This window comes from Mycobacterium sp. NPDC049093 (genome assembly GCF_040704635.1).
Taxonomy (GTDB): Bacteria; Actinomycetota; Actinomycetes; order Mycobacteriales; family Mycobacteriaceae; genus Mycobacterium.
The window spans coordinates 25,160-51,550 of sequence record NZ_JBEZJS010000006.1 but is presented as its reverse complement, the minus strand read 5'-3'; the positions used below and the strand labels follow the sequence as shown (position 1 = coordinate 51,550).

At 67.4% G+C, this 26,391-nt stretch carries 24 protein-coding genes and 1 pseudogene; 14 read left to right on the top strand and 11 right to left on the bottom strand.

The features are described 5' to 3' along the window. Positions 1 to 50 precede the first annotated feature (50 nt). Entirely contained in the window at positions 51 to 2,945 is a 2,895-nt protein-coding gene (gene uvrA / locus AB0876_RS23435; protein ID WP_491840718.1) for an excinuclease ABC subunit UvrA, read from the top strand. A 3-nt stretch (positions 2,946 to 2,948) separates the two neighbouring features. Here uvrA and AB0876_RS23430 read toward each other — a convergent pair whose 3' ends face one another. From AB0876_RS23430 to AB0876_RS23420, 3 genes are read right to left on the bottom strand one after another with little or no spacing between them, the layout of a single operon-like run. Continuing rightward, on the bottom strand, positions 2,949 to 3,524 hold the full coding sequence (locus tag AB0876_RS23430) for a hypothetical protein (RefSeq protein WP_526043072.1): 576 nt from the start codon (positions 3,522 to 3,524) through the stop codon (positions 2,949 to 2,951). Beyond that, on the bottom strand, positions 3,521 to 4,684 hold the full coding sequence (locus tag AB0876_RS23425; RefSeq protein ID WP_526043071.1) for a DNA glycosylase AlkZ-like family protein: 1,164 nt from the start codon (positions 4,682 to 4,684) through the stop codon (positions 3,521 to 3,523). Before AB0876_RS23425 ends, AB0876_RS23430 begins: the two co-directional genes overlap by 4 nt. Before the next feature lie 3 nt (positions 4,685 to 4,687). After that, a complete protein-coding gene (locus tag AB0876_RS23420) occupies positions 4,688 to 5,059 on the bottom strand; it encodes a hypothetical protein (RefSeq protein WP_491840721.1) in 372 nt (123 codons plus the stop codon). 93 nt (positions 5,060 to 5,152) lie between these two features. Between AB0876_RS23420 and AB0876_RS23415 the strand changes: the two genes are divergently transcribed. From AB0876_RS23415 to AB0876_RS23405, 3 genes are all read left to right on the top strand, one after another. Continuing rightward, positions 5,153 to 5,659, top strand: coding sequence for a lipoprotein LpqH (locus tag AB0876_RS23415; RefSeq protein WP_526043271.1), 507 nt, complete (start codon positions 5,153 to 5,155; stop codon positions 5,657 to 5,659). A gap of 71 nt (positions 5,660 to 5,730) precedes the next feature. After that, complete coding sequence (locus AB0876_RS23410) at positions 5,731 to 7,476, top strand: tetratricopeptide repeat protein (RefSeq protein WP_526043070.1); 1,746 nt, start codon at positions 5,731 to 5,733, stop codon at positions 7,474 to 7,476. After that, positions 7,473 to 8,669 (top strand): CHAT domain-containing protein, encoded by a 1,197-nt coding sequence (locus AB0876_RS23405; RefSeq protein ID WP_526043069.1) that lies wholly within the window; start codon positions 7,473 to 7,475, stop codon positions 8,667 to 8,669. The genes AB0876_RS23410 and AB0876_RS23405 overlap by 4 nt, the downstream gene beginning before the upstream one ends. A 1-nt stretch (position 8,670) precedes the next feature. Here AB0876_RS23405 and AB0876_RS23400 read toward each other — a convergent pair whose 3' ends face one another. After that, positions 8,671 to 9,114 (bottom strand): hypothetical protein, encoded by a 444-nt coding sequence (locus AB0876_RS23400; RefSeq protein ID WP_491840725.1) that lies wholly within the window; start codon positions 9,112 to 9,114, stop codon positions 8,671 to 8,673. Positions 9,115 to 9,177: 63 nt separating this feature from the next. Here AB0876_RS23400 and AB0876_RS23395 point away from each other — a divergent pair, with 63 nt between their 5' ends. Both AB0876_RS23395 and AB0876_RS23390 read left to right on the top strand, forming a co-directional pair. Further along, on the top strand, positions 9,178 to 10,518 hold the full coding sequence (locus AB0876_RS23395) for a hypothetical protein (RefSeq protein WP_526043068.1): 1,341 nt from the start codon (positions 9,178 to 9,180) through the stop codon (positions 10,516 to 10,518). After that, complete coding sequence (locus tag AB0876_RS23390; protein WP_526043067.1) at positions 10,515 to 11,606, top strand: hypothetical protein; 1,092 nt, start codon at positions 10,515 to 10,517, stop codon at positions 11,604 to 11,606. The genes AB0876_RS23395 and AB0876_RS23390 overlap by 4 nt, the downstream gene beginning before the upstream one ends. A gap of 3 nt (positions 11,607 to 11,609) precedes the next feature. Here AB0876_RS23390 and AB0876_RS23385 read toward each other — a convergent pair whose 3' ends face one another. From AB0876_RS23385 to AB0876_RS23375, 3 genes are all read right to left on the bottom strand, one after another. After that, positions 11,610 to 12,971 (bottom strand): alpha/beta hydrolase, encoded by a 1,362-nt coding sequence (locus AB0876_RS23385; protein ID WP_526043066.1) that lies wholly within the window; start codon positions 12,969 to 12,971, stop codon positions 11,610 to 11,612. A 47-nt stretch (positions 12,972 to 13,018) separates the two neighbouring features. Next, positions 13,019 to 16,348: a bifunctional lysylphosphatidylglycerol synthetase/lysine--tRNA ligase LysX gene (gene lysX, locus AB0876_RS23380; RefSeq protein WP_526043065.1), complete on the bottom strand. Its 3,330-nt coding sequence runs from the start codon at positions 16,346 to 16,348 to the stop codon at positions 13,019 to 13,021. 67 nt (positions 16,349 to 16,415) lie between these two features. Continuing rightward, positions 16,416 to 16,775 carry a DUF1844 domain-containing protein gene (locus AB0876_RS23375; protein WP_491840730.1) on the bottom strand — a complete coding sequence of 120 codons (360 nt, stop codon included), beginning with the start codon at positions 16,773 to 16,775 and terminating at the stop codon, positions 16,416 to 16,418. 263 nt (positions 16,776 to 17,038) lie between these two features. Between AB0876_RS23375 and infC the strand changes: the two genes are divergently transcribed. The 5 genes from infC (at position 17,039) to AB0876_RS23350 (ending at position 19,623) form a co-directional block, all read left to right on the top strand. After that, positions 17,039 to 17,644 (top strand): translation initiation factor IF-3, encoded by a 606-nt coding sequence (gene infC / locus AB0876_RS23370; protein ID WP_526043270.1) that lies wholly within the window; start codon positions 17,039 to 17,041, stop codon positions 17,642 to 17,644. Positions 17,645 to 17,667: 23 nt separating this feature from the next. Then, complete coding sequence (gene rpmI, locus AB0876_RS23365; RefSeq protein WP_036449598.1) at positions 17,668 to 17,862, top strand: 50S ribosomal protein L35; 195 nt, start codon at positions 17,668 to 17,670, stop codon at positions 17,860 to 17,862. Positions 17,863 to 17,902: 40 nt separating this feature from the next. After that, positions 17,903 to 18,292 (top strand): 50S ribosomal protein L20, encoded by a 390-nt coding sequence (gene rplT / locus AB0876_RS23360; protein ID WP_003885175.1) that lies wholly within the window; start codon positions 17,903 to 17,905, stop codon positions 18,290 to 18,292. A 23-nt stretch (positions 18,293 to 18,315) separates the two neighbouring features. Beyond that, positions 18,316 to 19,059, top strand: a complete 744-nt coding sequence (locus AB0876_RS23355) for a TrmH family RNA methyltransferase (RefSeq protein WP_526043064.1) — start codon at positions 18,316 to 18,318, stop codon at positions 19,057 to 19,059. Positions 19,060 to 19,182: 123 nt separating this feature from the next. Beyond that, positions 19,183 to 19,623: a hemerythrin domain-containing protein gene (locus tag AB0876_RS23350; protein ID WP_526043063.1), complete on the top strand. Its 441-nt coding sequence runs from the start codon at positions 19,183 to 19,185 to the stop codon at positions 19,621 to 19,623. Positions 19,624 to 19,668: 45 nt separating this feature from the next. Here AB0876_RS23350 and AB0876_RS23345 read toward each other — a convergent pair whose 3' ends face one another. Both AB0876_RS23345 and AB0876_RS23340 read right to left on the bottom strand, forming a co-directional pair. Continuing rightward, positions 19,669 to 20,298 carry a bifunctional 4-hydroxy-2-oxoglutarate aldolase/2-dehydro-3-deoxy-phosphogluconate aldolase gene (locus AB0876_RS23345; RefSeq protein ID WP_526043062.1) on the bottom strand — a complete coding sequence of 210 codons (630 nt, stop codon included), beginning with the start codon at positions 20,296 to 20,298 and terminating at the stop codon, positions 19,669 to 19,671. 98 nt (positions 20,299 to 20,396) lie between these two features. Continuing rightward, positions 20,397 to 21,702 (bottom strand): annotated as a pseudogene (locus tag AB0876_RS23340) (amino acid deaminase). Positions 21,703 to 21,864: 162 nt separating this feature from the next. Here AB0876_RS23340 and AB0876_RS23335 point away from each other — a divergent pair. From AB0876_RS23335 to AB0876_RS23325, 3 genes are read left to right on the top strand one after another with little or no spacing between them, the layout of a single operon-like run. Further along, a complete protein-coding gene (locus AB0876_RS23335; RefSeq protein ID WP_526043061.1) occupies positions 21,865 to 22,896 on the top strand; it encodes a sugar kinase in 1,032 nt (343 codons plus the stop codon). Beyond that, positions 22,893 to 23,642: an IclR family transcriptional regulator gene (locus tag AB0876_RS23330; RefSeq protein WP_526043060.1), complete on the top strand. Its 750-nt coding sequence runs from the start codon at positions 22,893 to 22,895 to the stop codon at positions 23,640 to 23,642. The genes AB0876_RS23335 and AB0876_RS23330 overlap by 4 nt, the downstream gene beginning before the upstream one ends. A gap of 41 nt (positions 23,643 to 23,683) precedes the next feature. Beyond that, positions 23,684 to 24,088, top strand: a complete 405-nt coding sequence (locus tag AB0876_RS23325) for a RidA family protein (RefSeq protein ID WP_526043059.1) — start codon at positions 23,684 to 23,686, stop codon at positions 24,086 to 24,088. A gap of 9 nt (positions 24,089 to 24,097) precedes the next feature. Here AB0876_RS23325 and AB0876_RS23320 read toward each other — a convergent pair whose 3' ends face one another. Then, positions 24,098 to 25,336 (bottom strand): acyl-CoA dehydrogenase family protein, encoded by a 1,239-nt coding sequence (locus AB0876_RS23320; RefSeq protein WP_064881034.1) that lies wholly within the window; start codon positions 25,334 to 25,336, stop codon positions 24,098 to 24,100. Between the two features lie 27 nt (positions 25,337 to 25,363). Beyond that, entirely contained in the window at positions 25,364 to 26,383 is a 1,020-nt protein-coding gene (locus AB0876_RS23315) for an oxygenase MpaB family protein (protein WP_055114740.1), read from the bottom strand. Positions 26,384 to 26,391 lie beyond the last annotated feature (8 nt).

Below are 26,391 nucleotides of genomic sequence, written 5' to 3'. Positions count from 1 at the left end.
GGTGGGCGCACATAGCATGGGCGTGAAGTCTGTCGTGGGAAAGGAAACGCGTGGCTGACCGCCTGATCGTGAAGGGTGCGCGCGAGCACAATCTGCGGGGAGTCGACCTCGATCTACCGCGTGATGCGCTGATCGTGTTCACCGGCCTGTCCGGGTCCGGCAAGTCCTCGCTGGCCTTCGACACCATCTTCGCCGAGGGCCAGCGCCGCTATGTCGAGTCGCTGTCGGCCTACGCCCGGCAGTTCCTCGGCCAGATGGACAAGCCCGATGTCGACTTCATCGAGGGCCTCTCGCCTGCGGTATCCATCGATCAGAAGTCGACCAACCGCAACCCCCGGTCGACCGTGGGCACCATCACCGAGGTCTACGACTACCTGCGTCTGCTGTACGCCCGCGCGGGCACCCCGCACTGCCCGGTGTGTGGTGAGCGCATCGCCCGCCAGACCCCGCAGCAGATCGTGGACCAGGTCCTCGCCATGGATGAGGGCCTGCGCTTCCAGGTGCTGGCTCCGGTGGTCCGCACCCGTAAGGGTGAGTTCGTCGATCTGTTCGAGAAGCTCAACAGCCAGGGCTACAGCCGCGTGCGGGTAGACGGCGTGGTGCACCCGCTGACCGATCCGCCGAAGCTCAAGAAGCAGGAAAAGCACGACATCGAGGTGGTCGTCGACCGTCTGACGGTCAAGGCCAGCTCCAAGCAGCGGCTCACCGATTCGGTGGAGACGGCGCTGAATCTGGCCGACGGCATCGTGGTGCTGGAGTTCGTGGACCGCGAGGATGACCATCCGCACCGGGAGCAGCGTTTCTCCGAGAAGCTGGCCTGCCCCAACGGCCACCCGTTGGCCGTGGATGATCTTGAACCCCGGTCGTTCTCGTTCAACTCGCCGTACGGCGCCTGCCCGGAGTGCACGGGTCTGGGCATCCGCAAGGAGGTCGACCCCGAACTGGTGGTGCCGGACCCTGAGCTGACCCTGGCCGGCGGCGCGATCGCGCCGTGGGCGGTGGGCCAGAGTGCCGAGTACTTCACCCGGATGCTGTCCGGGTTGGGTGATCAGCTCGGTTTCGACATCGACACCCCGTGGAAGAAGCTGCCCGCCAAGGCACGTAAGGCGATTCTGGAGGGCTCGGATCACCAGGTCCACGTCCGGTACAAGAACCGCTACGGCCGCACGCGGTCCTACTACGCCGATTTCGAAGGCGTGATGGCGTTCCTGCAGCGCCGCATGGAGCAGACCGACTCGGAGCAGATGAAGGAACGCTACGAGGGCTTCATGCGCGACATCCCGTGCCCGGAGTGCAACGGCACGCGGCTCAAGCCCGAGATTCTCGCGGTGACGATGACCGCCGGCGATCACGGCGCGAAGTCCATCGCCGAAGTAGCCGAGCTGTCGATCGCAGACTGTGCTGATTTCCTGAACGATCTGACGCTGGGCACACGTGAGCAGGCCATCGCCGGGCAGGTGCTCAAGGAGATCCAGTCGCGGCTCGGGTTCCTGCTCGACGTCGGGCTGGACTACCTGTCGCTGTCGCGGGCTGCCGCGACGCTGTCCGGCGGTGAGGCGCAGCGCATCCGGTTGGCCACGCAGATCGGCTCCGGTCTGGTCGGCGTGCTCTACGTGCTCGACGAGCCATCCATCGGCCTGCACCAGCGGGACAACCGAAGGCTGATCGACACCCTGGTCCGCTTGCGGGATCTGGGCAACACCCTGATCGTCGTCGAACACGACCTGGACACCATCGCCCACGCGGACTGGGTCGTCGACATCGGCCCGGCGGCCGGTGAGCACGGCGGCCGGATCGTGCACAGCGGCACCTATCAGGATCTGCTGACCAATCCCGAATCCATCACGGGCGCTTACCTTTCCGGCAAGGAGAGCATCGAGGTCCCGGCGATCCGCCGGCCCACCGACAAGCGTCGTCAGGTCACCGTCGTCGGGGCTCGGGAGAACAACCTCAAGGAGATCGACGTCGCGTTCCCGCTCGGCGTGCTCACCTCGGTCACCGGGGTGTCCGGCTCGGGCAAGTCGACGCTGGTCAACGACATCCTGGCCTCGGTGATGGCCAACAAACTCAACGGTGCGCGGCAGGTGCCCGGCCGGCACACCCGGGTGAACGGGCTCGATCAGCTCGACAAGCTGGTCCGGGTCGACCAGTCACCGATCGGCCGCACGCCGCGGTCCAACCCGGCCACCTACACCGGGGTGTTCGACAAGATCCGGTCCCTGTTCGCCGCCACCACCGAGGCGAAGGTCCGCGGTTACCAGCCGGGCCGGTTCTCGTTCAACGTCAAGGGCGGCCGGTGTGAGGCCTGCTCGGGTGACGGCACCATCAAGATCGAGATGAACTTCCTGCCCGACGTCTATGTGCCGTGCGAGGTGTGCCAGGGCGCCCGGTACAACCGGGAAACCCTTGAGGTGCACTACAAGGGCAAGACCATCGCCGAGGTGCTGGACATGTCGATCGAGGAGGCCGCCGAGTTCTTCGAGCCGATCAGCTCGATCCACCGTTACCTCAAGACCCTCGTCGACGTCGGTCTGGGCTACGTGCGGTTGGGCCAGCCCGCCCCGACCCTGTCCGGCGGTGAGGCGCAACGCGTCAAGCTCGCCGCCGAATTGCAGAAGCGGTCCACTGGGCGCACGGTCTACATCCTCGACGAGCCGACCACCGGCCTGCACTTCGAGGACATCCGCAAGCTGCTCAAGGTGATCAACGGTCTTGTCGACAAGGGCAATACGGTGATCGTCATCGAGCACAACCTCGACGTGATCAAGACTTCGGACTGGATAGTCGACATGGGTCCCGAGGGCGGGGCCGGGGGCGGCACGGTCGTGGCGCAGGGCACGCCCGAGGACGTGGCGGCCAACCCGGACAGCTACACCGGTCAGTTCCTCGCCGAGCTCATCGATGTGCCGGCACCGAAACCCAAGCGGCGCAAGGTCAGCGCCTGACGCTCAGTTCATGGTGTGGTAGCTCTGGAACGCGAACCAGTGCGGACCAAGGCGTTTCGTCCACCCTATGACGTAGTCGCCCGATGACTTGTGTTCGGTCTGAGGTGGGCCGCCGTCCGCGCTGAAGGCGAAGCCGTTCCACTCGTTCTGGTCGTCGCGGTAGGTGAAGTCGACGAAGTTGTCGGCTCGGCGCGCGACGTACTCGATGGGGTAGCCGGAGATGTGGCCGGAGTGTTTGCCGAAGGTGGCATTCCGATCGAACGCCTGCAGAGCCCGCTCGAACGCCGGTTGTGCTGTGTACCAACGAATCTGAATCGGCACACCGGCGTGGATCAGCAGAAAGGCCACGAGGGTCAGGATGGGCGGCATCACCGCGGCAATCCACTGTCGCGGTCGTCTGCCGGAGCTACTCAGCAGACGGACCACGGCCACCAGCCAGCCGAACGCCAGCGCGAAAAGCAGCAGTGCCGAGATGTAGAAGAGGATCAACGGTTCACCCGGGGCGGAGGCCCCGATCATCATGCCGATCAACACGAAGCCGACCACGATCGGCAGCCCCCAACCGGCGTACCGCGTCATGAGCGCTTTGACAGTGGCGACGGGAAGCGGGGATTGGCACGAGCCCCGGCCAGCCAGTCCGTGAGCGCATCGGCGCGCTGCCGCAGCGCGCGGGTGCCGTCGCGGCCGATCTCCTCCAGCAGGTGCAGTTGGACGCGGCCGTCGGCGTCCTGGCCCCAGCCGCCCACGATCCGGCCGTTCCACCAGGCGGTCGGCCCGCCGTTGCCGTTGGTGTCGAACACCTCTGGGCGATGGTCGCCGAGGTACCAGTCGCGGTCGAACCACCCCATGGTGGTGACGTCCAGGCCAGGGAGCAGAGCCGCCCACGGCTCAGCCTCGGGTTCGACGTCGAGGTCGTCGGGCAGCACGTAGCCCGTGGTGCCGTCCAGATCGACCTCGACCGCGCCGATATCACGCAGGGCGTGGCGGGCCCAGGTCAGGGTGTTGCCGAACCACCACTTGATGTCGGTGACCGTGGCGGGGCCGAACGTACGCAACCAGGTGCGCACCAACTCGGCGCGGGCATGGTCGGGCTCGGCTGTCGGCACCGTCGTCCCGAGCCAGTCGGAGGTGACCGCCCATCGTGGCCGTGAGTTTGTCCAGCCGCTGTCGTTGGGGCCACGGACGATCTCGCCGCGCACCCCGAGCACCGTCAAAACTCTTGGGGAAAGCGGAGTCTCACCGCCCCAGCGCTTTCCCGGTGCCGGGTCGAAACTTCCGGCGAGTTCGGGTAGTGCGATGCGCAGCTGGGATGCGGGGGTCGGCCCGTGCTCACGTAGATGGGCCAGGACCGCCTGGCCCGCGGTGTGCAGCCATTGGGTGCCGTCGGCGGCCACCCCGGCCTTCTCCACATCGCCGACGAGCTTGCGCTGCTCGTTGCCGGCTACCCGGTCACTGGCCCCGGCCTGCACCAGCGGTAGGTCCTCGGTGCGCACGATCCACAGCGTGCGGCGCATCGCGAGGTGTTTGAGCAGCGTGCGCTGCTGGTACAGCTCGCCGTCGAGATCGTCGACGGCGAAGCCGGGCAGCCGCGCAAACAGGGACAGGTAAGGGGTCGAGGGATCAGTCGCGTGGAGGCCGACGAAAGCGCGCGCAGTGTCGTCGACGGAGGACGCTGGTTGGCTCAGGAAATGGCGCCGGGCCAGCCGGGCCCGCCGCTCGGCAAGGGTGAATGTGCGCACGGATCAGGTGTCGTCCTTGTGCATGGACTCACGGATCTGCTGCAGGCGCTCGGCCGCCGCCTGCTGGCGCTTCTCGTACTGCTCCTCGACGGAGCGGCCCTCCGGAGTCTCGGCCGCCAGCTCCGCCGACCCGATCGCGGTGCCGTACCGGGTCTCGATCTTCTCCCGGACCGCGTCGAACGTCGGCACCCCGGCGGCGGTGTAGCCGGTGTCGGGCACCTCGACCGGTGCGGCCGGACCCGTGGCCGGGGCTGGCTCCGGGGCCGCGGGAACGATCTCACCCTCCACCGCGGCGGGCTCCTCGGCTTCTTCGGGCTGATCCGGCTGCTCTGGGTCCTTCGTCACGAAACCCACGTTACCTGCGGCAACCGACATTTCTTGGGATCGGTAGCACTTGGGCCCGCCTTCACTTGAGCACAGGACGGAGCCATCGGGGCAACGTGAGACGAAGGGGAAGACGGAATGAGCATGAATCGAGTTATCGCAGGCGCCATGGGACTGCTCGCGACCGGTGCGGTGCTGGTGGGCTGCTCGGACGACAAGCCCGCCGACAAGCCCGCGGACAAGCCTGCCGCCTCGGCGACTCAGCCGGCCGGTGAAGCCAAGGTCAGCACCGGGGGCAACACCCAGGTCAAGGTCGACGGTGCGGACCTGGCCGGTCTCGATCTCAACTCGGTCAGCTGTGTGAAGCAGGGCGGCAAGATCAACATCGGCAGCGCCGCGATCGGCGGCCAGCAGGGCCTGGGCGTGGTGATGACCGACGAGGCCACCCCGAAGGTCGAGTCGCTCGGCCTGGTCTTCGACGGAAGCGCACTCGCGGTGAGTGAGGCGATGGGTGTCAAGGTTGGCTCTGCCGAGGTCAAGGTCGACGGGGACACCTACACCATCACCGGTGAGGCGTCGGGCGCCGACATGAAGAACCCGATGGCCGGGATGATCAGCAAGCCGTTCACCATCACGGTGTCCTGCAGCTGATCTCCCGACATTGCGGGCGTGCCCGGCGGACCACCTGCCGGGCGCGCCCGCACCTTTTATATGGTGCAGAGGTGACCATCGTCGGCGATCTCGACCGCGCACGTCACCTGGCGCTGGCCGCCGACGAGGGTGCTGCCCACGACCTCCTGCTGTCGCTGCTACCCCGGATCGAGCAGGCCGATCGCGACGACTATGCCTTCGAGGTGTTCGCCCAGCTCGGCGAGATCTTCCTGGTACGGACCGCCTATGACGGTGTGGTGGAGAGCATTTCCCGGATCCGCGACACTCTGGCGATCTACCTCTCGATCCGGTCGGGGCAACGGCCCGATCTTGCCGCACAGACAACCATGTCCGACGCCGAGATCGATCACATGACCTGCCGCTACGCCCGCCGGCTGGAGTTCCTCGAAGCCGGGCTGGCTGCCGCCCGCGGCGATCATGACGGTGCCGCAGCGCATCTGGAGACCCTGATCGAAACCGTCGGAGACTTCGACGATTTGCGACACGAGCATCGTAACCTGATCTGCCACACCAGGATTCTGATCGCGAGCAGTCTGTGCGACGACGATCTGTATGCCGCATCGGTGCCGGTGTGGGCCGAGGTGCTCGAGGTACTGCAGAATCCGGGGCCCACCCCCGACGACGCCGAGGCCGATCACCTGTTCGTCACCGGAGCGCTCGGCTACGGTCGGTTCTGCATCGAGTCCGGTCGCCTGGACGAGGCCGAGCCATGGTTGCGCCGGGCCGGTGCCCGTGCGCAGGCCCGGGGCTGGAGACTCGCCACCGCCCGCGCCCAGCTCGAACGGGGAGCCGCCGCCTGGACAGCTGGTCAGTACGCCGAGACCCAGGATCTGGTGACCGAGGCCTACCCGGTGATCGCCGAGCACGCCCGCGCCCATGATGTATCGCGGAGTTGGCTGTACTTCGGCCTGATCCGGGTGGGACTGGGCAGGTTGCGGGAGGCCGACGAATGCTGGGACCATGCCGAGCGGCACTGGCGCGAGATCGAGCGGCCCCTGCACATCCACCGAATTCTGCTGCAGCGCAGTTGGATCGCCTTGTTCCGCGGCGCCTTCGACGAGGCGATCGCGATGGTGGAGGAAGCCAGGGCGCTGCTCGACGCTTCGCCGCGGCACAGCTGGTTGCAGTACGCCCGGCTCGATGCGCACCTGGGCAACATCTGGCGGGCCGACGCGCTGGCCGAGATGGGCTTCGACGGTTTGGGCAAACCGGGGCAGAGCTGGGAACAGGTCGAGGCTCGGCATGCCGCGGGGACCGGCACGTTCAACTGCCGCCCGGGTAGCCGCAAGTACCGTCGGGGGATGGTCAAGCTGGGCCGGGCCGCCGACCTGAAGGTGCCTGCGGCCCTGGCGGTTGATTCGGTGCGGTACACGATCACCGACGCCGGGGCCAGGGCCCGGTGGGCCGGCAGTGTCTCGGCGCCCTTGCTGGCGGGGGCATTCGCGGTGGCCTGGGAATCGGACAATACCGAGCTCACCTGTGAGCTGATCGAATATCACAGTGCACGAGGAACTTTCACGGCAGACGGCCCGGTCGACACGGAGCAGTCCGCTGAATGGGCGGAGACGGCGACGGCCGTGGTTCCGGTCGAGGCCGAACTCGCCCCGCAACTCGCCGTCGCGGCCGCAGCGGCACCGGTCGACGTCGAAGGCTCGTTGACGCGGCTCGGACCGTTGCCGCCACTGCGGATCGACCCGAGTTCGGGTCCGATCCTGAGTCACTACCGGGAGCTGGCGCTGCAGCGGTATGGGCGCGACGTCACCGCACCTGGCGCGGATTGGACGACCTGGCCATGACCGACACGCTGGTGATGCGTTTCGCCGACGTCGGCATCGCGACCTACGTCAGCCTGCGCGTGGTGGGAGAGCCGCAACGCTCGGTGACCTGGGTGATCGAGGAACCGCACATGGAGGCGGTGGAGGCGTTGTTCAACCCCGCGCTGCCGGATCCGATCGGTACCGAAACGCCCGCCGAAGCAGTGGAACGGGCCGTGGTCGCCGGCGCGTTCGCGACCCCCGAGAGCGAATTCGAACTGGCCCGCATGCTCGGTTCGAATCTGATCGGCATCGACGCCTGGCAACTGCTCGCCGACCGCGTCGCCGACATCCGTCCGGTGCTTTTCGTGACGCCGAGCCCGCGGTTGGGCCGGGTGCCCTGGGGCCAGTTGGCGATGCCCGGTCCCCACGGCTTCCGGCTGATGGAGCTGGTGGACGTGCTGATGGCGGTGCCGCCCAACATCGTTCATGCGCCCCGAAGCCCGGCCCGTTGGGCTGAACGCCAGGACCGTCCACCGGTGCTGGTTCTGGATCCCCGGATTCCCGGGCAGCGACCGGATTCGGCGCTGGGCTCGGTGCTGGGCCGCCCATCGCCGCAGACGCCACTGTCGGAGCATTTCGATGAGCTGGTGAGCGACACGGTCCTGCCGAACGTCGACGCGGCCGTCGAGCTGTTCCGGCGCACCGATACCGACCGGGGCTGGTTGGCCGAAGCCTGCGCACAGGACCCGAGCCGGCTGCTCTACGTCGGGCATGCCAGCGCGGCAGACGGTGTCGCCGGGCACGCCGATCGTGCGGCCCTGCACCTGGCCGAGGCACGGCCACTGACCGCGGGGGAGATGATCGCGAGACAGCTGCCGATTCCGCCCCGAGTGGCGTTGCTGGCGTGCGCATCCGGCGGTGACTACCGGTTCGACGAGGCCGCCGGATTGGTGGCCGCGATGATCCTGGGTGGTGCGCAACTGGTGACCGCGACCTTGTGGTCGCTGCCGACCACGGCCGGGTTCCGCCAGTTCAGTCCGGAAGGCCCCGCGGCCGACCCGATGACGGACACCATCGTCGGGGTGGATCTGGCTCATCGCGAGCACGACGCGGGCCTGGCGGTGAACCGCTGGCAGCGGGCGATGATGCGCCGGTGGCGTGACGGCGACCGGACCGCCAGCCCGTTGCACTGGGCCGCTCTGGCCACCTTCACCGTCGACGGCGCCCGCTGAGTCAGGTGGGGGTGACGCAGACGGCCACCGTGTTCTCATCGCCCGGCCGGTAGTACGCATCGATCACGTTGCCCGGTGACACCTTCGCCAGCGCGGACGCCGGGATCAGCGTGCGCTGACGCACCGGGAACTGACCGCCGTCGCGCCGGCTGACCATCAGGTCGAGTTCGATCTCGCGGTAGTCCTCGCGGATGGTCCCGGTTGCCCGCATTCCGGTGATGATTCCGCGTGACCGGGTGCCGGTGCGGATCAACTCGATCTGCACCTGGGTCATGAGTCCCTTGCGGATCAGCATGTGGTCGAACTCGGCCACCAGCTCCCCGAGGGTGACCAGACGCTCGTCGACCTCGTCGTTGTGGCAGACACGCCGCACCCGGCGGGTGGCGCTCAGCGCGGCGCCGGCGCAGAACAGGCACAGGACGGCGAGCAGCACGGTGTCGGTCATGTCCCCAAGGATCCGGCCGAGCGGCCGCTACCGAACCCAACTTCGGCCTCTATCCTGGTGCCGGTGAGCATCGGGTCCGAAACGTCTGGGGCGCAGGCCGGCCCCGTTTCGGGTGTGGATGCTGCCCAACCGCGCCGGGCGGTGATCGATCGTGCCTGGCGCGCTCTGGGACCGGGGGTCGAGGTGTTCAGCGGCGACGACGGCGGGCCGCTACGCCGGACGGTCAAACGGATCATCGACCCGCTGGTGCTCAGGCTGCGCAGCAACACCCACTATTCGGCGCCGGTGCTGGCTCCCGAGGTGGCGGCCGAACTGCACGCGCAGATGCTCCGCAACGCGCCGCAACTTCGGGCCGCCGCAGCCTGGTTCACCGAGCTCAAACAGCAGCGCCGACGACTGCGCATCACCACCGGCAACGCCCAGGAGCTCTATTTCCCGGTGTGTTTCGAACTCGCGGTGACCCGAGGTGCCCCGGCCTCGGACCGGGCAGACGTCGCCGCAGAGGTACTGGCCGATCTCCACCAGGGCCGTGACCGCACCGCCACCGAGGCTCTCAACCAGCACGTGGCCGATCCGCACGTCGTCGACCGGTTGCGTCGTCAACTCGACCGCAGCTGGCATGACGTCGTGGCTTCCGACGCCATCACCGGTCCGTTCTTCGCCGGCCTGGCGACCGTGCTCGGCCCGGCCGACAGCCACCGTGCCGAGGCGGCGCGGCGGCGGGTGTGGTCGGCGCTGGTGGCCGACGCCACGCCGCACAACCTGGGCGCCGGGACACGCGACGCGGGCGCCGAGCTGCCGTGGTCGATCGTCGACATCGGGCTGAGTTCAACTCAGCCGCAACAGCACCCGACGATCGACGGCCCTGCCGAAGGAGACCGCCCGCTGGACCGCACCGTGGTGGACCGGGTGCGGGCGACATTGCGCCGGGCATTGGACCGCGACGAACTACCCGACATCCCGTTGCTGTGCGCCGAGGAGGTGGACCGGGCCTGCGCCCCGTGGGGGCTGCTGGCCGAGGACAAACAGGCCGGGCTGCTCGCGGGCATCGAGGTGGCCACCGACCTGCATCCGCTCGACGCGTCGGCCGCGGGCCGCTACCAGCTGTCGGCGCGTATCCAGGCCCGGCTGGCCAAGGAGGCCTACGTGCTGCACGCCCGCCGCTATCTGGCGGACGGTGCCGCGGTGCACCCGCGTCAACGGCAGGTCGTCGATGATCTTGCCGCCTTCTGCCGTCCCTATCTGAGCCGGCTCTGGGCGCGGTTGCACGGCCGCGATGTCTGGCAGGAGTCCTGCGCGGATGTCGACGACCTGCGGTCCCTGCTGGAAGGTGTGGCCAGATCGGTCAGCCTCGACCACCGCCAGCGGATCAAGGCGATGCTGGAAGTACAGGTGGCAGAGTGAGATTGGCTGCTGAAGGCGGGCTGTGGAGCACCGGTCCGCACACCGGCGACGTGCCTGTGGTCGCGGTTCTCGAGGTCAGCGGCGCCGTTTTGTCCTGGGTGGTGGACGAGGGCGTCGGTGAACCACCTTCCATCACCTTCACCAACCCCGAGCGCGCGGACTGGCTGTGGCGGGTGGCCGGCGAGTCCGGTCATGTTGCGCTCCTGGACGCACTACGTCACCGGGAGTCCGGGGAGCCCGTGGACCTGGCCGGGGTCGAGATGCTGCCGGGTACGACGGACACCTTGCGGCGCTTGGCAATCGGGCACTGGCTGCGGCGGTGGTGGCCGGCGAGTGACCGGGACGGCATCGCGGCACTGGAGCGCCCGGTGCTCGACGCGGAACTGGCACTGCTCACGGTGAGCGCCGAAGATTTCTTCACCGACGACACCCTGGATTCCGACGTTGCAGGCCTGTTGGCGCCACATCTCGGCGTGTTGAGTTCTTTTGCCGACCAGGGTGATCCGAGGATGGCGGCGCTGGTCGAGGAATGCCGGGAGCTGGCCGGTGAGATCGGGCTCGACTGGCCGGACTCCGTCGCGGCGGCACCGCAGCGCGACGACTACGCCCTGGCGGCGGGCGCCGGCGAGGGTCCGGTTGCGGCCGGACTGATCGCCCGCGGCACCGGCACCGTCGCATGGTCGGCGGTGCCGCCCGGTGTGTTCGACGCTGCCGAGGGCACCATCGAGTGGTCGGTGACGGCGGCCGGTGCGGAGGTTGCCGCGGAGGTGCAGGTGGCGCTTTCGGGGCTGGATTCGCCGCTGGGTATCGAGGTGGAGATACGCGGTAACGGTTGCGCCGCTTCCGGTTTCCTCGATGTCTCGGGTCGTGCGGTACTGGAGTTGCACGATCCGGAGGGACAGCCGCTCACCGAAACCCAGGCCTGGAACCTGGACTGGTCTCACACCTCGGTGCGGGTCGGGGCCGCCGGCGTCGGCGAGTCCTCCTCCGACCGCGACCGGGTGCGGGCATTCGCGCGGGCCCGGCTGACCGTGCCCGGTACCGACGCCTTTCTGGCTGAGATCCGCGCGGCTGAATCCGACTACTGACCGCTATTTGGCGGCCGTCTGGATGAACGCTGCCGAGGGTGACGACTGCGGCAGTCCGACTGCGGGCGCCAGCGGGGTACCGATCGCGCCGGCCAGCCAGGGCAGGGCCGCGGTGAACGCGTGGCTGGCGAACGGCCAGTCATGGGTGCCCTGGTGGGTCACCACCGCGCACTCGATGCCGTGCTTCGACCCGAGCGCACACAGGGCGTTGGCGGCCTTGGCCTGGTCGTTGGCGTGGGCTGCGGGCTTGCCCGGCGTGGACGTGTCGTTGACGTCGAACCAGCCGGCCATCTGGTCGTATGGCCCGTGTCGGTTGATCACGGTGCTCGGGTCGAATGCGTCCCAGGCGGCGGCGCTGCCGCCGAACAGCCGATCGATGGTCTGTGCCTTGGTTCCCGAATTCGGGCCGAGGTCACCCGCGATGTCGACGAACGCGCTGAACAACTCGGGGTGCATGACCGCGAGGTCCACGGCGCAGGTGCCACCCATGGACCAGCCGACGATACCCCACCCGGCGGCCGCCGGATTGACGCCGTAGTGGCTGTTCATATAGGGGACAACGTCTTTGGTGAGATGGTCGGCGGAGTTTCCGCGCTTGCCGTTGACGCATTCGGTGTCATTGTTGAAGGTGCCACCCGGGTCGACGAACGCGAGCACGGGCGCGTAACCGTGGTGGGCGGCGGCGAAATCGTCCATCGCCTTGATCACGTTGCCGGCCCGCATCCAGTCGGCCGGGGTGTTGAACTCGCCGCCGATCATCATCACGGTGGGCAACTTCGGCGCGGGATTGGAGGCGAACCACGCCGGCGGCAGGTACACGTACTCGCCGCGATGCCGGAAACCCGAAGCCGTGTTGGGAATTTCGACGGGGACCACACTGCCCTTGGCGGGGATGGTGCCCTGGCGCTGCATCGCGGTCACCGTGACCTGATCGGTCTGGTCGGGCAGTGGCCCGGCGGTCAACTGGTTCCACGCGGTCTGCACCCACGGGAAGTAACCGACCCACAGGTTCAGCGCAAGGGCCGTGCACAGCAGCGTCAGCGGGATTGCCATGACGGCGGAACCGCGCCGCCACCACTTGCTGCCGCGCCAGCCGGCAGCCAGAACCACGACCGCCACACCGGTCAGCGCGATCCACACCCACAGGGACCGCGGCGCCGGGTTTCCCGCCAACCCCTCGGACTCGATGTACCAGTTGGTGCCCGCGACCAGGATGCCGCCGACCGCGGCGGCGAACGGCAGCCAGATGAGCGCCCAGCGGCGGGTACGCCAACCGATTGCGGCGATCAACACCACGGCGGTGATGACTTGGATGCTGGTCGGAACCCAGCCGTGCATCAAGGACAGGTGGTGAGTGAAGGTCACAGCAATATCGTCGCCGCCCAATCTTGGGACTGGCTGTGAGGAGCCTGCTAACGAGGTTTGGCCAGCGGAAACGGCAGCGTTTCGCGGATGCTACGGCCAGTTATCAACATGACCACACGGTCCACGCCCATCCCGAGACCGCCGGTCGGCGGCATCGCGTACTCCATGGCCTGCAGGAAGTCCTCGTCGAGCTCCATCGCCTCGGGATCGCCACCGGCGGCCAGCAACGATTGCTCCTGCAGCCGGCGGCGCTGTTCGACGGGGTCGGTGAGCTCGCTGTAGGCGGTGCCCAGTTCCACACCCCAGGCGACCAGATCCCAACGTTCGGCAACTCCAGGGATGCTGCGGTGCGGGCGGGTCAACGGCGACACCGAGGTGGGGAAGTCCTTGTAGAACGTCGGCTCTTCGGTGCGGTCCTCGACGAGGTGCTCGTACATCTCCAACACCACCGCGCCGGCGTCCCAGTGGGTCAGATAGGGGATGTGCGCCGCATCGCAGAGCCTGCGCAGGGTGGCCAGGTCGGTCTCGACGGTGACGTGCTCGCCGAGGCCTTCCGACACCGCGTCGTGCACGGTCTTGACTGCCCACCGGCCCGAGATGTCGACCGGCTCGAGGACTCCGTCGGCGCGCGGCCGTTGAAAGACCTGGGCGCCGTTGGCGGCCTGAGCGGCATTCTGGATCAGCTCGCGGCAGCCGTCGATCCAGACGTTGTAGTCGGCGTGCGCCTGGTAGGCCTCCAGCAGGGTGAACTCCGGGTTGTGGCTGAAGTCCACGCCCTCGTTGCGGAATGCGCGGCCCAGTTCGAAGACCCGCTCGACGCCGCCGACGCACAGCCGCTTGAGATAGAGCTCGGGTGCGATCCGCAGATACAGGTCCAGGTCGTAGGCGTTGATGTGGGTCAGGAACGGCCGGGCGTTGGCTCCGCCGTGGATCTGTTGCAGGATCGGTGTTTCGACTTCGAGGAAACCCTTGGCGTACAACGTTTCCCGGATGGCATGCAGGGCGCCGCTGCGGGCCCGGATCAAGTCCCGTGCCTCGGTGTTGACGGCCAGGTCCACGTAGCGGGCTCGCACCCGCGCCTCTTGGTCGGTGAGCCCCTTCCACTTGTCCGGCAGCGGGCGCAGGCATTTGCCGGTCAAACGCCAGCTGTCGACCAGCAGTGAGGGGGTGCCGTTGCGGCTGTGGCCCATCGAACCGCTCACCTCGATCAGATCGCCCAGGTCGATGGTTGCAGTGAAGTCGGCGGTCGTGGCCTCGGTCAGGCGGGCGTTGTCGAGCAGCAACTGGACTTCGCCCGACCAGTCGCGCAACTGGGCGAACAGCACACCGCCGTAATCCCGGATCCGCAGGATCCGACCGGCGACGGTGAGCGTGTTCCCGTCGACCGATTCCAGTGCGGCGGCAATGGTGTGGCTGGGGGCCTGGCCCACCGGATAGGCGTCCACGCCTGCGGCCTGCAACTGCCGCAGCTTCGCCATCCGGACCCGTACCTGCTCGGGCAGCCGCTGCTGCTCGTCGCCGTCGGCCGGGTCGATCGGCAGCCCCGACATGTCAGGTGCGCTGCCGTCGTGATGCAACCGGCCCGAACCCACCAGATCCGCCGGGGCCGCGACGTGCTCGCCGGTGTGCTGCTTGTTGCGCCGCGAGAACGGCAACACCAGGAATCCCTCGGCGATCACCGAGGCCACCCCGACCCGCGGGATCAGCCGGGCATCCTCGTAGCAGGCGTACCGGGGCACCCACTCGGGCTGGTATTTCATGTTGGAGCGGTACAGCGTCTCCAGCTGCCACCACCGGGAGAAGAACACGAGCAGCGCCCGCCACAGCCGGGCCACCGGACCGGCGCCCAGCTGCGCACCCTGCTGGAAGGCTGACCGGAACATTGCGAAGTTCAGTGAGATCCGGCTGACGCCAATGCTTTCGGACTGCATGCACAGTTCGCTCACCATCAGTTCGATGGTGCCGTTGGGGGACTGCGGGGAGCGGCGCATCACGTCGAGCGAGACGCCGTTGGTGCCCCACGGCACCAGCGACAGCAGCGCGACCACCTCGGGCTCGGGGTTGCCGTCGCGCTGCTGGACCGCCTCGACGAGCAGGCAGTCACCGTCGGCCGGGTCGCCCAACCGGCCCAGCGCCATCGAGAAGCCGCGTTCGGTCTCGGTGTCGCGCCACGCGTCGGCGCGCCGGATCACCTCGGCCATCTCGGCCTCATCGAGCTCGCGGTGGCGCCGCATGCGCACCGTGGTGCCGGCGCGCCGGGCCCGGGTGACTGCCTGGCGCACCGCACGCATGTCGGGCCCGGACAGCCGGAAGTTGTCCGGATGCAGGATGGCTTCGTCGCCGAGTTGCAGGGCGTTCAGGCCGGCCGCCCGAAACGCCTCGGCCGCCGCCGAACTGGCGCCCATCACGCCCGGGGCCCAGCCGTAGGTCTGGCACAACTGCAGCCAGGCCGCGATCGCCTGTGGCCACGATTTGGGATCACCGACCGGATCGCCGCCGGCCAGGCACACGCCCACCTCGACCCGGTAGGCGATGGCGGCCCGGCCGTTGGGCGCGAACACCACCGACTTGTCGCGGCGGGTGGCGAAGTATCCCAGCGAATCGTTCTTGCCGTAGACCTCCAACAGGCCGCGGATCGCCGATTCGTCCTCACCCGTCAACGCATTGGAGGCACGTTGTGACTGGAACAGCACGATCGCCGCGGCCATCAACGCCAACGCGCCGAACAAGCCGAAGATCGCGTTGAGGAAGGGATGCGAATAGCCCTCGAACACGTCCGTGGGGACGGTCGCGAAACCGCTCACCCGGTTGACCGCGTACAGCAACCGCCATTCCGGGGGCAGGGTGCCCGGGAACAGCTCCAGCAGTGCCCAGGCGGCCAGGATCCCGATCGCCATGCCCGCGACCAGCACCACGGCGGATTTGAGCAGGGCGCCGCGGCGCACCTTGGCCCAGAACTGATTACGCGCCAACACCAGCGCGACGATGGCCACCACGTGGAACACCACGCCGATGACCTCGCCGACGTCGTCGGCGACGGGGTCGCCGCCGGTCGCGAGATCGCCGAGGTTCCAGCCGATCGCGCCCACCATGTAGAGCACGAGAATCCACCAGGCGATCCGCTTGCGGGCGGCCAGCGCGGCTGCCAGCAGCGCCAGTACGAACGCCCACGCGAAGCTGGTGTCGGGGAAGTTGAAGATGTAGTCGTTGACGAACTCTCGCGGCACCTGGATCAACCAACGCACCGCCGGAGACACACTGGCGATCAGCGAAAGAGTGGCGATCACCCCGACGATCCAGCCGGCTGCTGCGGGAACCCAGGAGAACCTCGACGCGGGCTGGACCCCGGTGCGGCTGCCGCGACTGATAACGGTCATACGCCCGGAGAATAGGCGGTCAAACCGTCAATTGGGTCCATCGCGCGCACAGACACCGCCCAGGTGTTTACCAGACGGGGCCGGTGTACTTCTCGCCTGGGCCTTTGCCGGGCTCGTCGGGATGCGCACTGGCTTCGCGGAACGCCAGCTGCAGGCTCTTGAGGCCGTCGCGCACCGGGCCCGCATGCGGTCCCAGATATTCGGCCGATGCCGTCACGAGCCCGGCCAGTGCGGTGATGACCCGGCGGGCCTCGTCGAGATCACGGTGCGGGCTATCCTCGGGGTCCTCGGCAGAGAGTCCGATCTTCTCGGCCGCGGCGCTCATCAACATGAGGGCCGCCCGGGTGATGACTTCCACTGCGGGGATGTCGGCAAGTTCCCGCACCTGCGGCGTCGCCTCGTCGGGCATTTCGGTCGGATCCGTCATGCCTGCTAGACTGTCATGCGCGACCGTCCCGGCTCATGTCAGGGACAGCAAGTGGAGTCCCACTCCCACCGTTGGCCACAAGGTACAACGGTCCGGTCGCCGGTGTCCTCGGGCACCGGTTCTGTGCTCCGGCATCGGAGCTGCAGGCGGCGCAAGCCGTGATCGGTCGGCATTGGGCCCTGCTTTGAGCAGGGCTTTTCTGTTCTTCGGGGCAGAGATGCGGATGGGTGGGTCTCCTCAGCAGACCCAACATAGGAGGCCCCATCAGCACTGAGACCCGCATCAACGAGCGCATCCGCGTACCTGAAGTCCGCCTGATCGGACCGAACGGCGAGCAGGTAGGCATTGTCCGCATCGAAGATGCTCTCCGCGTCGCCGCGGATGCCGATCTCGACCTCGTCGAAGTTGCACCAGCCGCAAAACCCCCGGTCTGCAAGATCATGGATTACGGCAAGTTCAAGTACGAGACGGCACTCAAGGAGCGCGAGTCTCGCAAGAACCAGCAGCAGACCGTCGTCAAGGAACAGAAGCTGCGTCCCAAGATCGACGATCACGACTACGAGACGAAGAAGGGCCACGTGGTCCGCTTCCTCGAAGCCGGGTCCAAGGTCAAGGTGACCATCATGTTCCGTGGACGTGAGCAGTCCCGGCCCGAACTCGGATACCGGTTGCTGCAGCGGCTGGGCGCCGATGTCGCCGAGTACGGCTTCGTCGAGACGTCAGCCAAGCAGGACGGCCGCAACATGACGATGGTGCTGGCACCGCACCGCGGCGCGAAGACTCGCGCCAAGGCGGCCGAGCAGGCCGAGCGCCCAGGCGGGCAGCAGGCAGCAGCCGCACCAGAAGAACCAGACGTTACGCAGAACTAGTTTCAACACAGAACTGAGGATTCATGCCCAAGGCGAAGACCCACAGCGGAGCATCGAAGCGCTTCCGCAAGACCGGGACCGGCAAGATCGTGCGCCAGAAGGCCGGCCGCCGCCACCTGCTGGAGCACAAGGCCACCAAGCGCACCCGCCGGCTTGACGGCCGCACCGTGGTTGCAGCCAACGACACCAAGCGTGTCAACAAGTTGCTCAACGGCTAGACCTGCCGCTCCCCGTACCGAACGAGAATAGGAACATCCCATGGCACGCGTGAAGCGCGCACTCAACGCCCAGAAGAAGCGGCGTACCGTACTCAAGGCCTCGAAGGGCTACCGGGGCCAGCGGTCCCGTCTGTACCGCAAGGCCAAGGAACAGCAGCTGCACTCGCTGACCTACGCCTACCGTGACCGTCGCGCCCGCAAGGGTGAGTTCCGCAAGCTGTGGATCTCGCGTATCAACGCTGCGGCCCGCGCCAACGACATCACCTACAACCGCCTGATCCAGGGCCTCAAGGCCGCCGGTGTCGAGGTGGACCGCAAGAACCTGGCCGAGATCGCCGTCAGCGATGCCGCCGCGTTCACCGCGCTGGTCGAGGTCGCCAAGGCCGCTCTTCCCGAAGATGTCAATGCGCCCTCCGGAGAGGCCGCCTGACGCTCACCGAGCGTTCTGCCCGGGTGGCTGCTGCGGTCAAACTGCAGCGCCACGTCGGGCGCCGCCGCGCCGCACGCTTCCTTGCCGAGGGACCCAACCTCGTCGAGGCCGCGTTGCGGCGCGGACTTGTTTCCGAGGTGTTCGCGACCGAGGCCGCCATGGACCGCTTCGGCGACCTGCTGGCCGCTGTGCCGGTGCAGCTGGTCACCGAGCGTGCCGCGAAAGCGTTGTCGGACACCGTGACACCGGTCGGCCTGGTGGCGGTGTGCCGGCTGCCGGAAGTATCCCTCGATGACGTTCTGGCCGCTGAGCCCCGGCTGATCGCGGTACCCGTGCAGATCTCGGAGCCGGGCAACGCCGGCACGTTGATCCGAGCCGCCGACGCGATGGGTGCCGACGCGGTGGTGTTGGCCGGCAACAGCGTCGATCCCTACAACAGCAAGTGCCTGCGGGCGTCGGCTGGCAGCATCTTCTCCCTGCCGGTGATCGGCGAGCCTGACGAGGCGGCAACCGTCGCGCAGCTGCAGGCCGCCGGGATGCAAGTGCTCGCCACCACGATCGACGGCGAGGTCAGCCTCGATGATGTGGACCTGACCGGGCCCACGGCCTGGCTGTTCGGGCCCGAGGCCCACGGCCTGCCAACCGAACTGGCGGTGGCGGCCGATCACCGGGTGCACATTCCGATGCCCGGACATTCCGAAAGTCTCAACATCGCCTCGGCGGCATCGATCTGCCTGTATCAGAGCGCTCGCGCCCACCGCGGATAGCGCGCCGAATGGCCACTTATCACACGGTTTTTCGCGATTCGAGTATCACAAGTGGCCACTCGGGTGATGTGACACGATGCTGTGGGGAGGTGCATCGTGTGCCAATACTGCGGATGCCGGGACATGCCACTGCTGCGGGATTACATCGCCGAGCACGAGCGCGCGGTCGACCACGGCCGTGAAGCGGTGCGCGCCATGGACCGCGGTGAGCTGGACGTGGCCGGTCAGCTGGTGGCGGCGATGTTCGAGGAGCTGCGATCCCATTGGCAGGGTGAGGAGAACGGGCTGTTCGCAGTGATGCACGACGACGAGCTCTACGCCGAGCACATCGATCCGTTGGTGGCCGAACACCGTGAGCTGGCAGCCTTTCTCGAGGTGGTCGACCTGTCCGATCCTGACCATCGGAAGCGGATCCGTGCAGAGATCGAAGAGCTCTACGTCCACATCGCCAAAGAAGAGGACGGCCTCTTCCCAGCTGCGCTCACCGCGCTCGACGGCCCCGACTGGGACGCCGCGATGGCCGGGTGGCAGCAGGCACACCCGGGCCGGCACATGATTTCCTGACGCTCGCGTGGCGTGGACCAGGAATGGTTGAAGTGGTGAACAAACTCAGCGGGACAGGGCGGCGACGAAACTCCGTGCCCGGCTGGTGATTTCCTCCCAGTTTCCGGCCGCGACATGCGCCGGTGAAACGACGCCGGTACCCGCGCACACTGCGAGCGCGCCCGCATCGAGGTAGGCCCTGGCGTTTGCGTCGTCGATTCCCCCGGACGGCAGCAGCTCGACGTCCGGGTATGGCCCGTGCAGGTCGGACAGGTATTTCGGACCCATGCTGCCGGCCGGGAAGATCTTCACCGCAGCGGATCCGAGATCGATCGCCTGTGCCACCTCGGTCGGGGTGAGCGCACCCAGGAACACCGGAACCGAGCCGGCCGTCGCGACCTCGGCGACCGCGGGTCGCAGGCCGGGGGTGACCAGGAAACGCGCACCCGCGTCGATGGCGCCGCGGGCCTGATCGGCAGTCATCACAGTGCCGACGCCGAGCGTGATCCCGGCCCTGGACACCGATTCGGCGCACGAGCGCAGGTGCTCGAGAACGCCGGGGGTGGTGAATGTCAGCTCGACCGTGCGGATGCCGCCCGCCGCGAGCGCGTGGCACAGATCGGCCGCGTCCGGAATCGTCTCGGCCCGAACGACGCTGAGCACACGATCCGCCCGAAGGACGTCGAGTTCTGTCATTGCACACCTCCACCTGCACCGCGCCGCAGCGACCCTCCGGCTGTCGCGCCGGTGATGACGGCGGCCGAGCGGATCAGGGGGCGCATCACAGCTCCGGATCAGAAGTAGGTGCGGATCAGGTCGATGACGACAGGATCCGCCTCGTCCGGCGCCACGACGGGTATCCATCGCCACTTGTCGAAGGCCGTGCACGGGTGGGAAAGCCCCAGTCTCACAACGTCACCCACGTGAATGTCGGAGCCGGGCGGGATGGTCAGGAACGCGTGCTGATCGTTGACGGCGACGATCTCCCCGCCCGTGAGCGGACGTGCGGGTGCGCCGAGCTGCGAGGCGACCAGTTGCGGCGTCGGGAGACCCTCGTCGAACGGCACGTCGCGCTTGCCTGCATCCAGCAGGGCCAGCCCCGGTTCCGGGCGCGACACCACCCGCGCCCAGGTGTGCATCGCCGAGCGCAGCCGGTAGGGCTCGTCACTGCGGCGGAACGGTGTGATCCCGGTGTAGAAGCCGTCGTCGTGGATGATGTAGGCCCCGGCGCGGACCACGACGTGTGTCTGACCGCCGGCCAGTGGGGCCAGCACATCCGCCACGGCATCGAAATAGGCGCTGCCGCCGGCGGTCACGTATCGGTCGGATTCGGCGGGGTAGAGGTCCGCGGCGTCGATGCGCCGGTGCAGCCGGGCCATGTCCTCCAGGTAGTGCCGGACCCGCGCCAATGACGTGTCCGACGCGTCGTGCGCCAGCGATCCCTCGTAGCCCGACCCCGGCCAGGCGCAGGACGGCACTCGCCGCGAGGTGCTCGGCCACCGCCGCGGCCTCGTCCACCGAACGCGCGCCGGTGCGCCCGCCGGCCGCCCCGAGTTCGACGAGCACCGGAATCGGCCGCGCCACCTCGGTTTCGGCGAGTGCCGCGTTCATCGCGTCGACGGTGGCCGTCGAGTCTGCCCAGGTGATCACCTCGAGGTCGGAACGGGCAGACATCTCCCCGGCCAGCCAGCGCAGCGCGGCCGGGTCGACAAGGGCATTGGCGAGCTGGATCCGGCGCACCCCGAAACTCACCGCGACCCGCACCTGGCTGGGCGTGGCAAGCGTGATACCCCTTGCGCCGCTGCGTATCTGTCGGTCCCACAACACCGGCGACATGGTGGTCTTCCCATGAGGTGCCAGTTCGACCCCGTGCGCACTGCACCAGGCGGACATGGCGGCCACGTTGTCCTCGATCGCCGAATTGTCCAGTGTCATCACCGGTGTGGTGAATGCCGAGAGGCGGGGGCGAGTGGCGAGGAATTCCTCGGCGGTGAGCCCGTCAGCCGCGGCGGGGAGGGCCTTGTCCAATACGGACAGGCGTTCGGAGCGGCGGTCGTCCAATGCCCGACTGTCCAGCAGTGGCTCGCCTCGCGTCGTCATTCCGATTCATTGTCCTCCGTGGTGATTTCCTTCGCGGCAGTTGCGTGGCAACCAGCGTGAGCTGCTCTGTTGCATCTGATGCAATCAGAGTTGCAAATTTATGTGTGATCTGTCTAACATGATTGACGACACCGCGTCAATCGTCTGACCCCAAGGACCGCAGTGCCCGAATTGCCCGCACCCACTGCCGGCGTCGCCTGCCTCGGTGAACCGCTGGTGCTGGCCGGTGCTCAAGCCGAACTGCACCTGGCCGGTGCTCAAGCTGAACTGCACCTGGCCGGTGCGGAAGCCAACGTGGCGGCCGGACTCGTCGCCTGGGGCATCCCCGCCTCGTTCATCGGCCGGCTCGGCGACGACGCCTACGGCGCACTGATCACATCCGAGTTGACCGCGCGCGGCGTGGACATCTCCGCGGTCGAGATCGATCCTGCGCGGCCCACCGGGCACTACTCGAAGGTGGCCGCGCCGGACACGAACGGGGCGCCGCGCAGCGTCAGCCGGTACAGCCGGACGGGGTCGGCGGCGTCGGCGATGTCACCCGAATTCCTCGACGCACCGGCGGTTGTGGCCGCGTTCGCGCATGCATCAGTGGTGCACTGCAGCGGCATCACGCCTGCCCTGTCGCCGACGTGTCGGGCCATGATGCGCCGGTTGCTCAGCGACCGACCCGGCATTGACGGGCCGGTGTGCTTCGACGTGAACTGGCGTGAACAGCTGTGGCCCGACGGCGACACCGCCGAGGTGATTGCGCTGGCCAACCTGGCGGACGTGGTGTTGGTGGGCGCCGACGAGGCCATCCGTGTCGCGGGAACCGACGACCCAATTGCGTTGCGCCGCATCTTGCCGGACCCTGCGACGCTGGTCATCAAGGACGGTGCTGATCAGGCGCTGGCTGTCGACCGGACCGGCACCGTGATCGCCGTTCCGGCCCTTCGCGTCGAGGTCGTGGAGCCTGTCGGTGCGGGTGATGCCTTTGCGGCCGGTTTTCTCAGCGGCGTCGTGCTCGGTGAGGATCCGGAATCATGTCTGCGGCGCGGCCACATCGGAGCCGCCGTCACCCTTACCGTCGTGGCTGATTCGGCGCCGCCGCCGCCTGACGCAGCGGTCGAGCATCTGCTCGACTGCACGGACGGGGAGTGGGCTGCGACGACGGTGAGCGAGGCCGGATTCATGGTGTGCGGGAGCCGGCGGTGAGCCAAAGTGTCGGACGGGCACTGCAACTGTTGATTCAGCTGGGCAAGGGCCCGGCCAGTCTGGACGAGCTCGCAGCCGCCACAGAAGTGCACAAGACCACCGTGATGAGGCTGCTGCGCACGCTGTCCGACGAGCGGTTCACGTTCCGCGACAACAACAACCGCTATCACCTCGGATCACGGATCTTCGAGCTCGCCGCACACGGCACCGATCAGCGGGAAATCCGGCAGATCGCCTCGCGCCACCTCGTCGAGTTCAACCGCGAATACGGCCGCACCACGCACCTCGCGGCGATGGAAGGCGGCGACATCGTCTACATCGACAAGCTCGAATCCCACGATCAGATCCGGATGTACTCACGAATCGGCCTGACGGCCAACCTGAATTCGACCGCTGTCGCCAAGGTGATTCTCGCCGACCTGTCCGATGCCGAACTGCGCCGGATGGTCGCCACGATGGACTTCACCCGGCGCGCCGCCAACACCATCACGACGGCTGAGGCGTACCTGCGGGAAATCGAGACCGTGCGCGCGCAAGGCTGGGCCCAAGATCGCGAAGAGAACGAGCCGTCGATCAATTGCGTGGGGGTACCGATCCGCGGTGCGAACGGTCGTGTCGTTGCGGCAGTATCGGTCTCGGTGCCCGATGTGGTGCTGCCCTTCGACCAGGTCCTCGAACTGCTGTCGCCGCTGCAGGCGGTGGGTGAACGCATCTCGGAAGAGTGCGGTTACCGTCCGCCGTCCTGATCCGCCACATCGAAAGTATCGAAACCAGAGGAGATTCCACCGTGTCTGATTCGCAGGTCATCCGTACCGACGAGGCCCCGGCTCCCGCTCACACCTTCAGCCAGGGCATCCGCAAGGGCGGATTGCTGCAGGTGTCGGGACAGGGACCGATGGACCCCGCGACCAACACATACATCGGCGAAGGCGACGTCAAAGCGCAGACCCGCCGGACGCTGGAAAACGTCAAGGCGATCCTGGCGGCCGGTGGTGCAGGCGTCGACGACGTCCTGATGTTCCGGGTCTATCTCACCAAGCGCGAGGATTTCACGGCCATGAACGAGGTGTACGGTGAGTTCGTCGCCGAGAACGTGAAGTCCGACCAGCTTCCCTGCCGGACAACCGTATTCGTCGGCCTCCCGCACGAGGTCATGCTGGTGGAGATCGACGCTCTCGCCGTCGTGGGGTGACCGAGCCCGCTAGCTGAGCAAACCCCGTGCCACATGGGTGATCTGCACCTCGTTGCTGCCGGCGTAGATCATCAGCGACTTCGCGTCACGGGCCAACTGCTCCACCCGGTACTCGGTCATGTAGCCGTTGCCGCCGAACAGCTGCACCGCTTCCATCGCGACATCGGTGGCGGCCTGCGAGCAGTACCACTTGATCGCGGAGGCCTCGGCGAGGGAGATCGACACGCCCTTCTCGGCGGATTCGATGACGCGGAACAGCATGTTGCGCACGTTCATCCGGGCCACTTCCATGTTGGCCAGCTTGAGTTGGATCAGCTGGAACTGGCTGATCTCCTGGCCCCACAGGGTGCGGGTCTTGGCGTAGTCGACGCTCAACCGCAGGCATTCCTCGATCACGCCCAGCGCCATCGCGGCCACCCCGATGCGTTCGGCCGAGAAGTTCGACCGGGCGCTGGCCCGCCCTTCGTCGGCCCCTTCGTCGGACCCTTCGGTCTCGCCGAGCAGCCGGTCGCGGCCCAGCCGGACGTTGTTGAAGAACAGCTCGCCGGTGCGCGATGAGTGAATACCCATCTTGCGGAACGGCTTCGACTGCACGAAGCCTTCCATGCCGCGGTCCAGGACGAAGGTCAATACCTTCCGATTGCGCTTGTCCGCGCCGTCACCCTCGTCCAACTTCGCGTAGACGACCACCACATCGGCGTCCGGGCCGTTGGTGATGAAGGTCTTCTGGCCGTTGAGGATGTAGTCGTCGCCGTCACGCGTGACGTAGGACTTCATGCCGCCGAAGGCATCCGAGCCCGAATCGGGTTCGGTGATCGCCCATGCGCCGATCTTCTCGTAGGTCACCAGGCCGGGCAGCCAGCGTTCCTGCTGGGCCAGGGTGCCGCGACTCTGGATCGTCGACACCGTCAGGCCCAAGCTGACCCCGAGGCCGGTGACCAGGCCCATCGACACCCGGCACAGTTCGCTGATCAGGACGAACCCCATACCCGGCGAACCGCTGCCGCCGAACATTCCACCGCGGGCGCCCGACGGCTTGCTGTCACCGCTGCGCAGCTTCTCCAGCCGCTTGTCCAGCGATTCCTTGGAGAGGGCATCAATACCGAACGTGGCGAAAAGCTTTCGCACGATCGGGTACGGCTCCATGTCGCCGCTTTCCAGCTCATCGAGGTGGGGCCGGATCTCCTTGTCCACGAACTCGCGTACTGCGTCCCGGACAGCAATGTCGACGTCAGACCAATCAAGCATCTCGACAGCTTAGACAGGTGTCAAAAGTCAGGCCGCACTGCGCCTGGCGGGCCGTCGCAGCGCCGGCAGTGAGAACGTGGTGTGCACCAACGCGCCGGCCCGGTCCAGCAGGGTCTTGTGGCGTGGCAGGTAGTGCATCGGCATTCCGCGGCGGTCGCGGGGCGGAGCCATGAAGCCAGGCGCTTCGACCAGGGGGCCGTCGACCGGTAGTTTCCCGGCGGCGCGGCGGTAGGCCGACAGGGCGCGCGGGTGCAGCCTGATCTCGTCGGGCACCGCGACGAATGCCAACTCGACCATCTTGCCGAAGATTCGCAGCAGGACCTCGTCGCCGGGTGTCCAGCGCATCCCGGCCTTCTCCCGCACCGCCGGGTCGAACAGGCCGGCCGCGATCCAGCGCTGCGCGCCGACAAGGGGTTTGAACAGTTGGTCCCACACCGGCGTCGGCATCAATACGAACCACGGTTTGGGGATCCGGATGGTGAAGATGTCGAGGGTGGCCCGGTTGATCTCGAGCTCGTCGCGGCACTTGGCGTCCCAATACTCCTGAAACTCGTCCCAGGTCTTCGGAACGGGCCGCATGCTCATGCCGTACATGCGGTACCACTGCACATGCTCGTCGAAGAGCTGGCATTTCTCGGCCTCGGTCAGCCCGCCGCAGAAATACTCCGCGGTCTTGATGATGAGCATGAAGAACGTGGCGTGCGCCCAATAGAACGTCTCAGGGTTCAGTGCGTGATAGCGCCGGCCCTGGCCGTCGACGCCCTTGATGGTGTGGTGAAAACCCTTGATCTGCGCGCCGGTGTCGGCCGCCCGGTCGCCGTCATAGACGACGCCCATGATCGGGTAGACCGAGCGGGCCACCCGCTGTAGGGGTTCGCGCAGCAGTATCGAATGCTCCTCGACCCCGGCGCCGAGTTCGGGATACATGTTCTGGATCGCTCCGATCCAGACGCCCAGCATCCCCGTGCGCAGGTCGCCGAAGTACTTCCAGGTCAGCGAATCCGGGCCGAGTGGATCGTGCTCGCTGGTGGTGGCTCGTGTGGTCATTGCGTCCT

What these genes read in the sequence shown, in the direction of transcription:
- AB0876_RS23430 (WP_526043072.1), bottom strand. Translation starts at nt 3,524, where the DNA reads ATGACGCGGTACGCCGGTTGGGGGCTGCCGATCGTGGTCGGCTTCGTG.
- AB0876_RS23420 (WP_491840721.1), bottom strand. Translation starts at nt 5,059, where the DNA reads ATGTCGGTTGCCGCAGGTAACGTGGGTTTCGTGACGAAGGACCCAGAG.
- AB0876_RS23415 (WP_526043271.1), top strand. Translation starts at nt 5,153, where the DNA reads ATGAATCGAGTTATCGCAGGCGCCATGGGACTGCTCGCGACCGGTGCG.
- AB0876_RS23405 (WP_526043069.1), top strand. Translation starts at nt 7,473, where the DNA reads ATGACCGACACGCTGGTGATGCGTTTCGCCGACGTCGGCATCGCGACC.
- AB0876_RS23400 (WP_491840725.1), bottom strand. Translation starts at nt 9,114, where the DNA reads ATGACCGACACCGTGCTGCTCGCCGTCCTGTGCCTGTTCTGCGCCGGC.
- lysX (WP_526043065.1), bottom strand. Translation starts at nt 16,348, where the DNA reads ATGACCGTTATCAGTCGCGGCAGCCGCACCGGGGTCCAGCCCGCGTCG.
- AB0876_RS23375 (WP_491840730.1), bottom strand. Translation starts at nt 16,775, where the DNA reads ATGACGGATCCGACCGAAATGCCCGACGAGGCGACGCCGCAGGTGCGG.
- rpmI (WP_036449598.1), top strand. Translation starts at nt 17,668, where the DNA reads ATGCCCAAGGCGAAGACCCACAGCGGAGCATCGAAGCGCTTCCGCAAG.
- rplT (WP_003885175.1), top strand. Translation starts at nt 17,903, where the DNA reads ATGGCACGCGTGAAGCGCGCACTCAACGCCCAGAAGAAGCGGCGTACC.
- AB0876_RS23350 (WP_526043063.1), top strand. Translation starts at nt 19,183, where the DNA reads ATGCCACTGCTGCGGGATTACATCGCCGAGCACGAGCGCGCGGTCGAC.
- AB0876_RS23345 (WP_526043062.1), bottom strand. Translation starts at nt 20,298, where the DNA reads ATGACAGAACTCGACGTCCTTCGGGCGGATCGTGTGCTCAGCGTCGTT.
- AB0876_RS23320 (WP_064881034.1), bottom strand. Translation starts at nt 25,336, where the DNA reads ATGCTTGATTGGTCTGACGTCGACATTGCTGTCCGGGACGCAGTACGC.
- AB0876_RS23315 (WP_055114740.1), bottom strand. Translation starts at nt 26,383, where the DNA reads ATGACCACACGAGCCACCACCAGCGAGCACGATCCACTCGGCCCGGAT.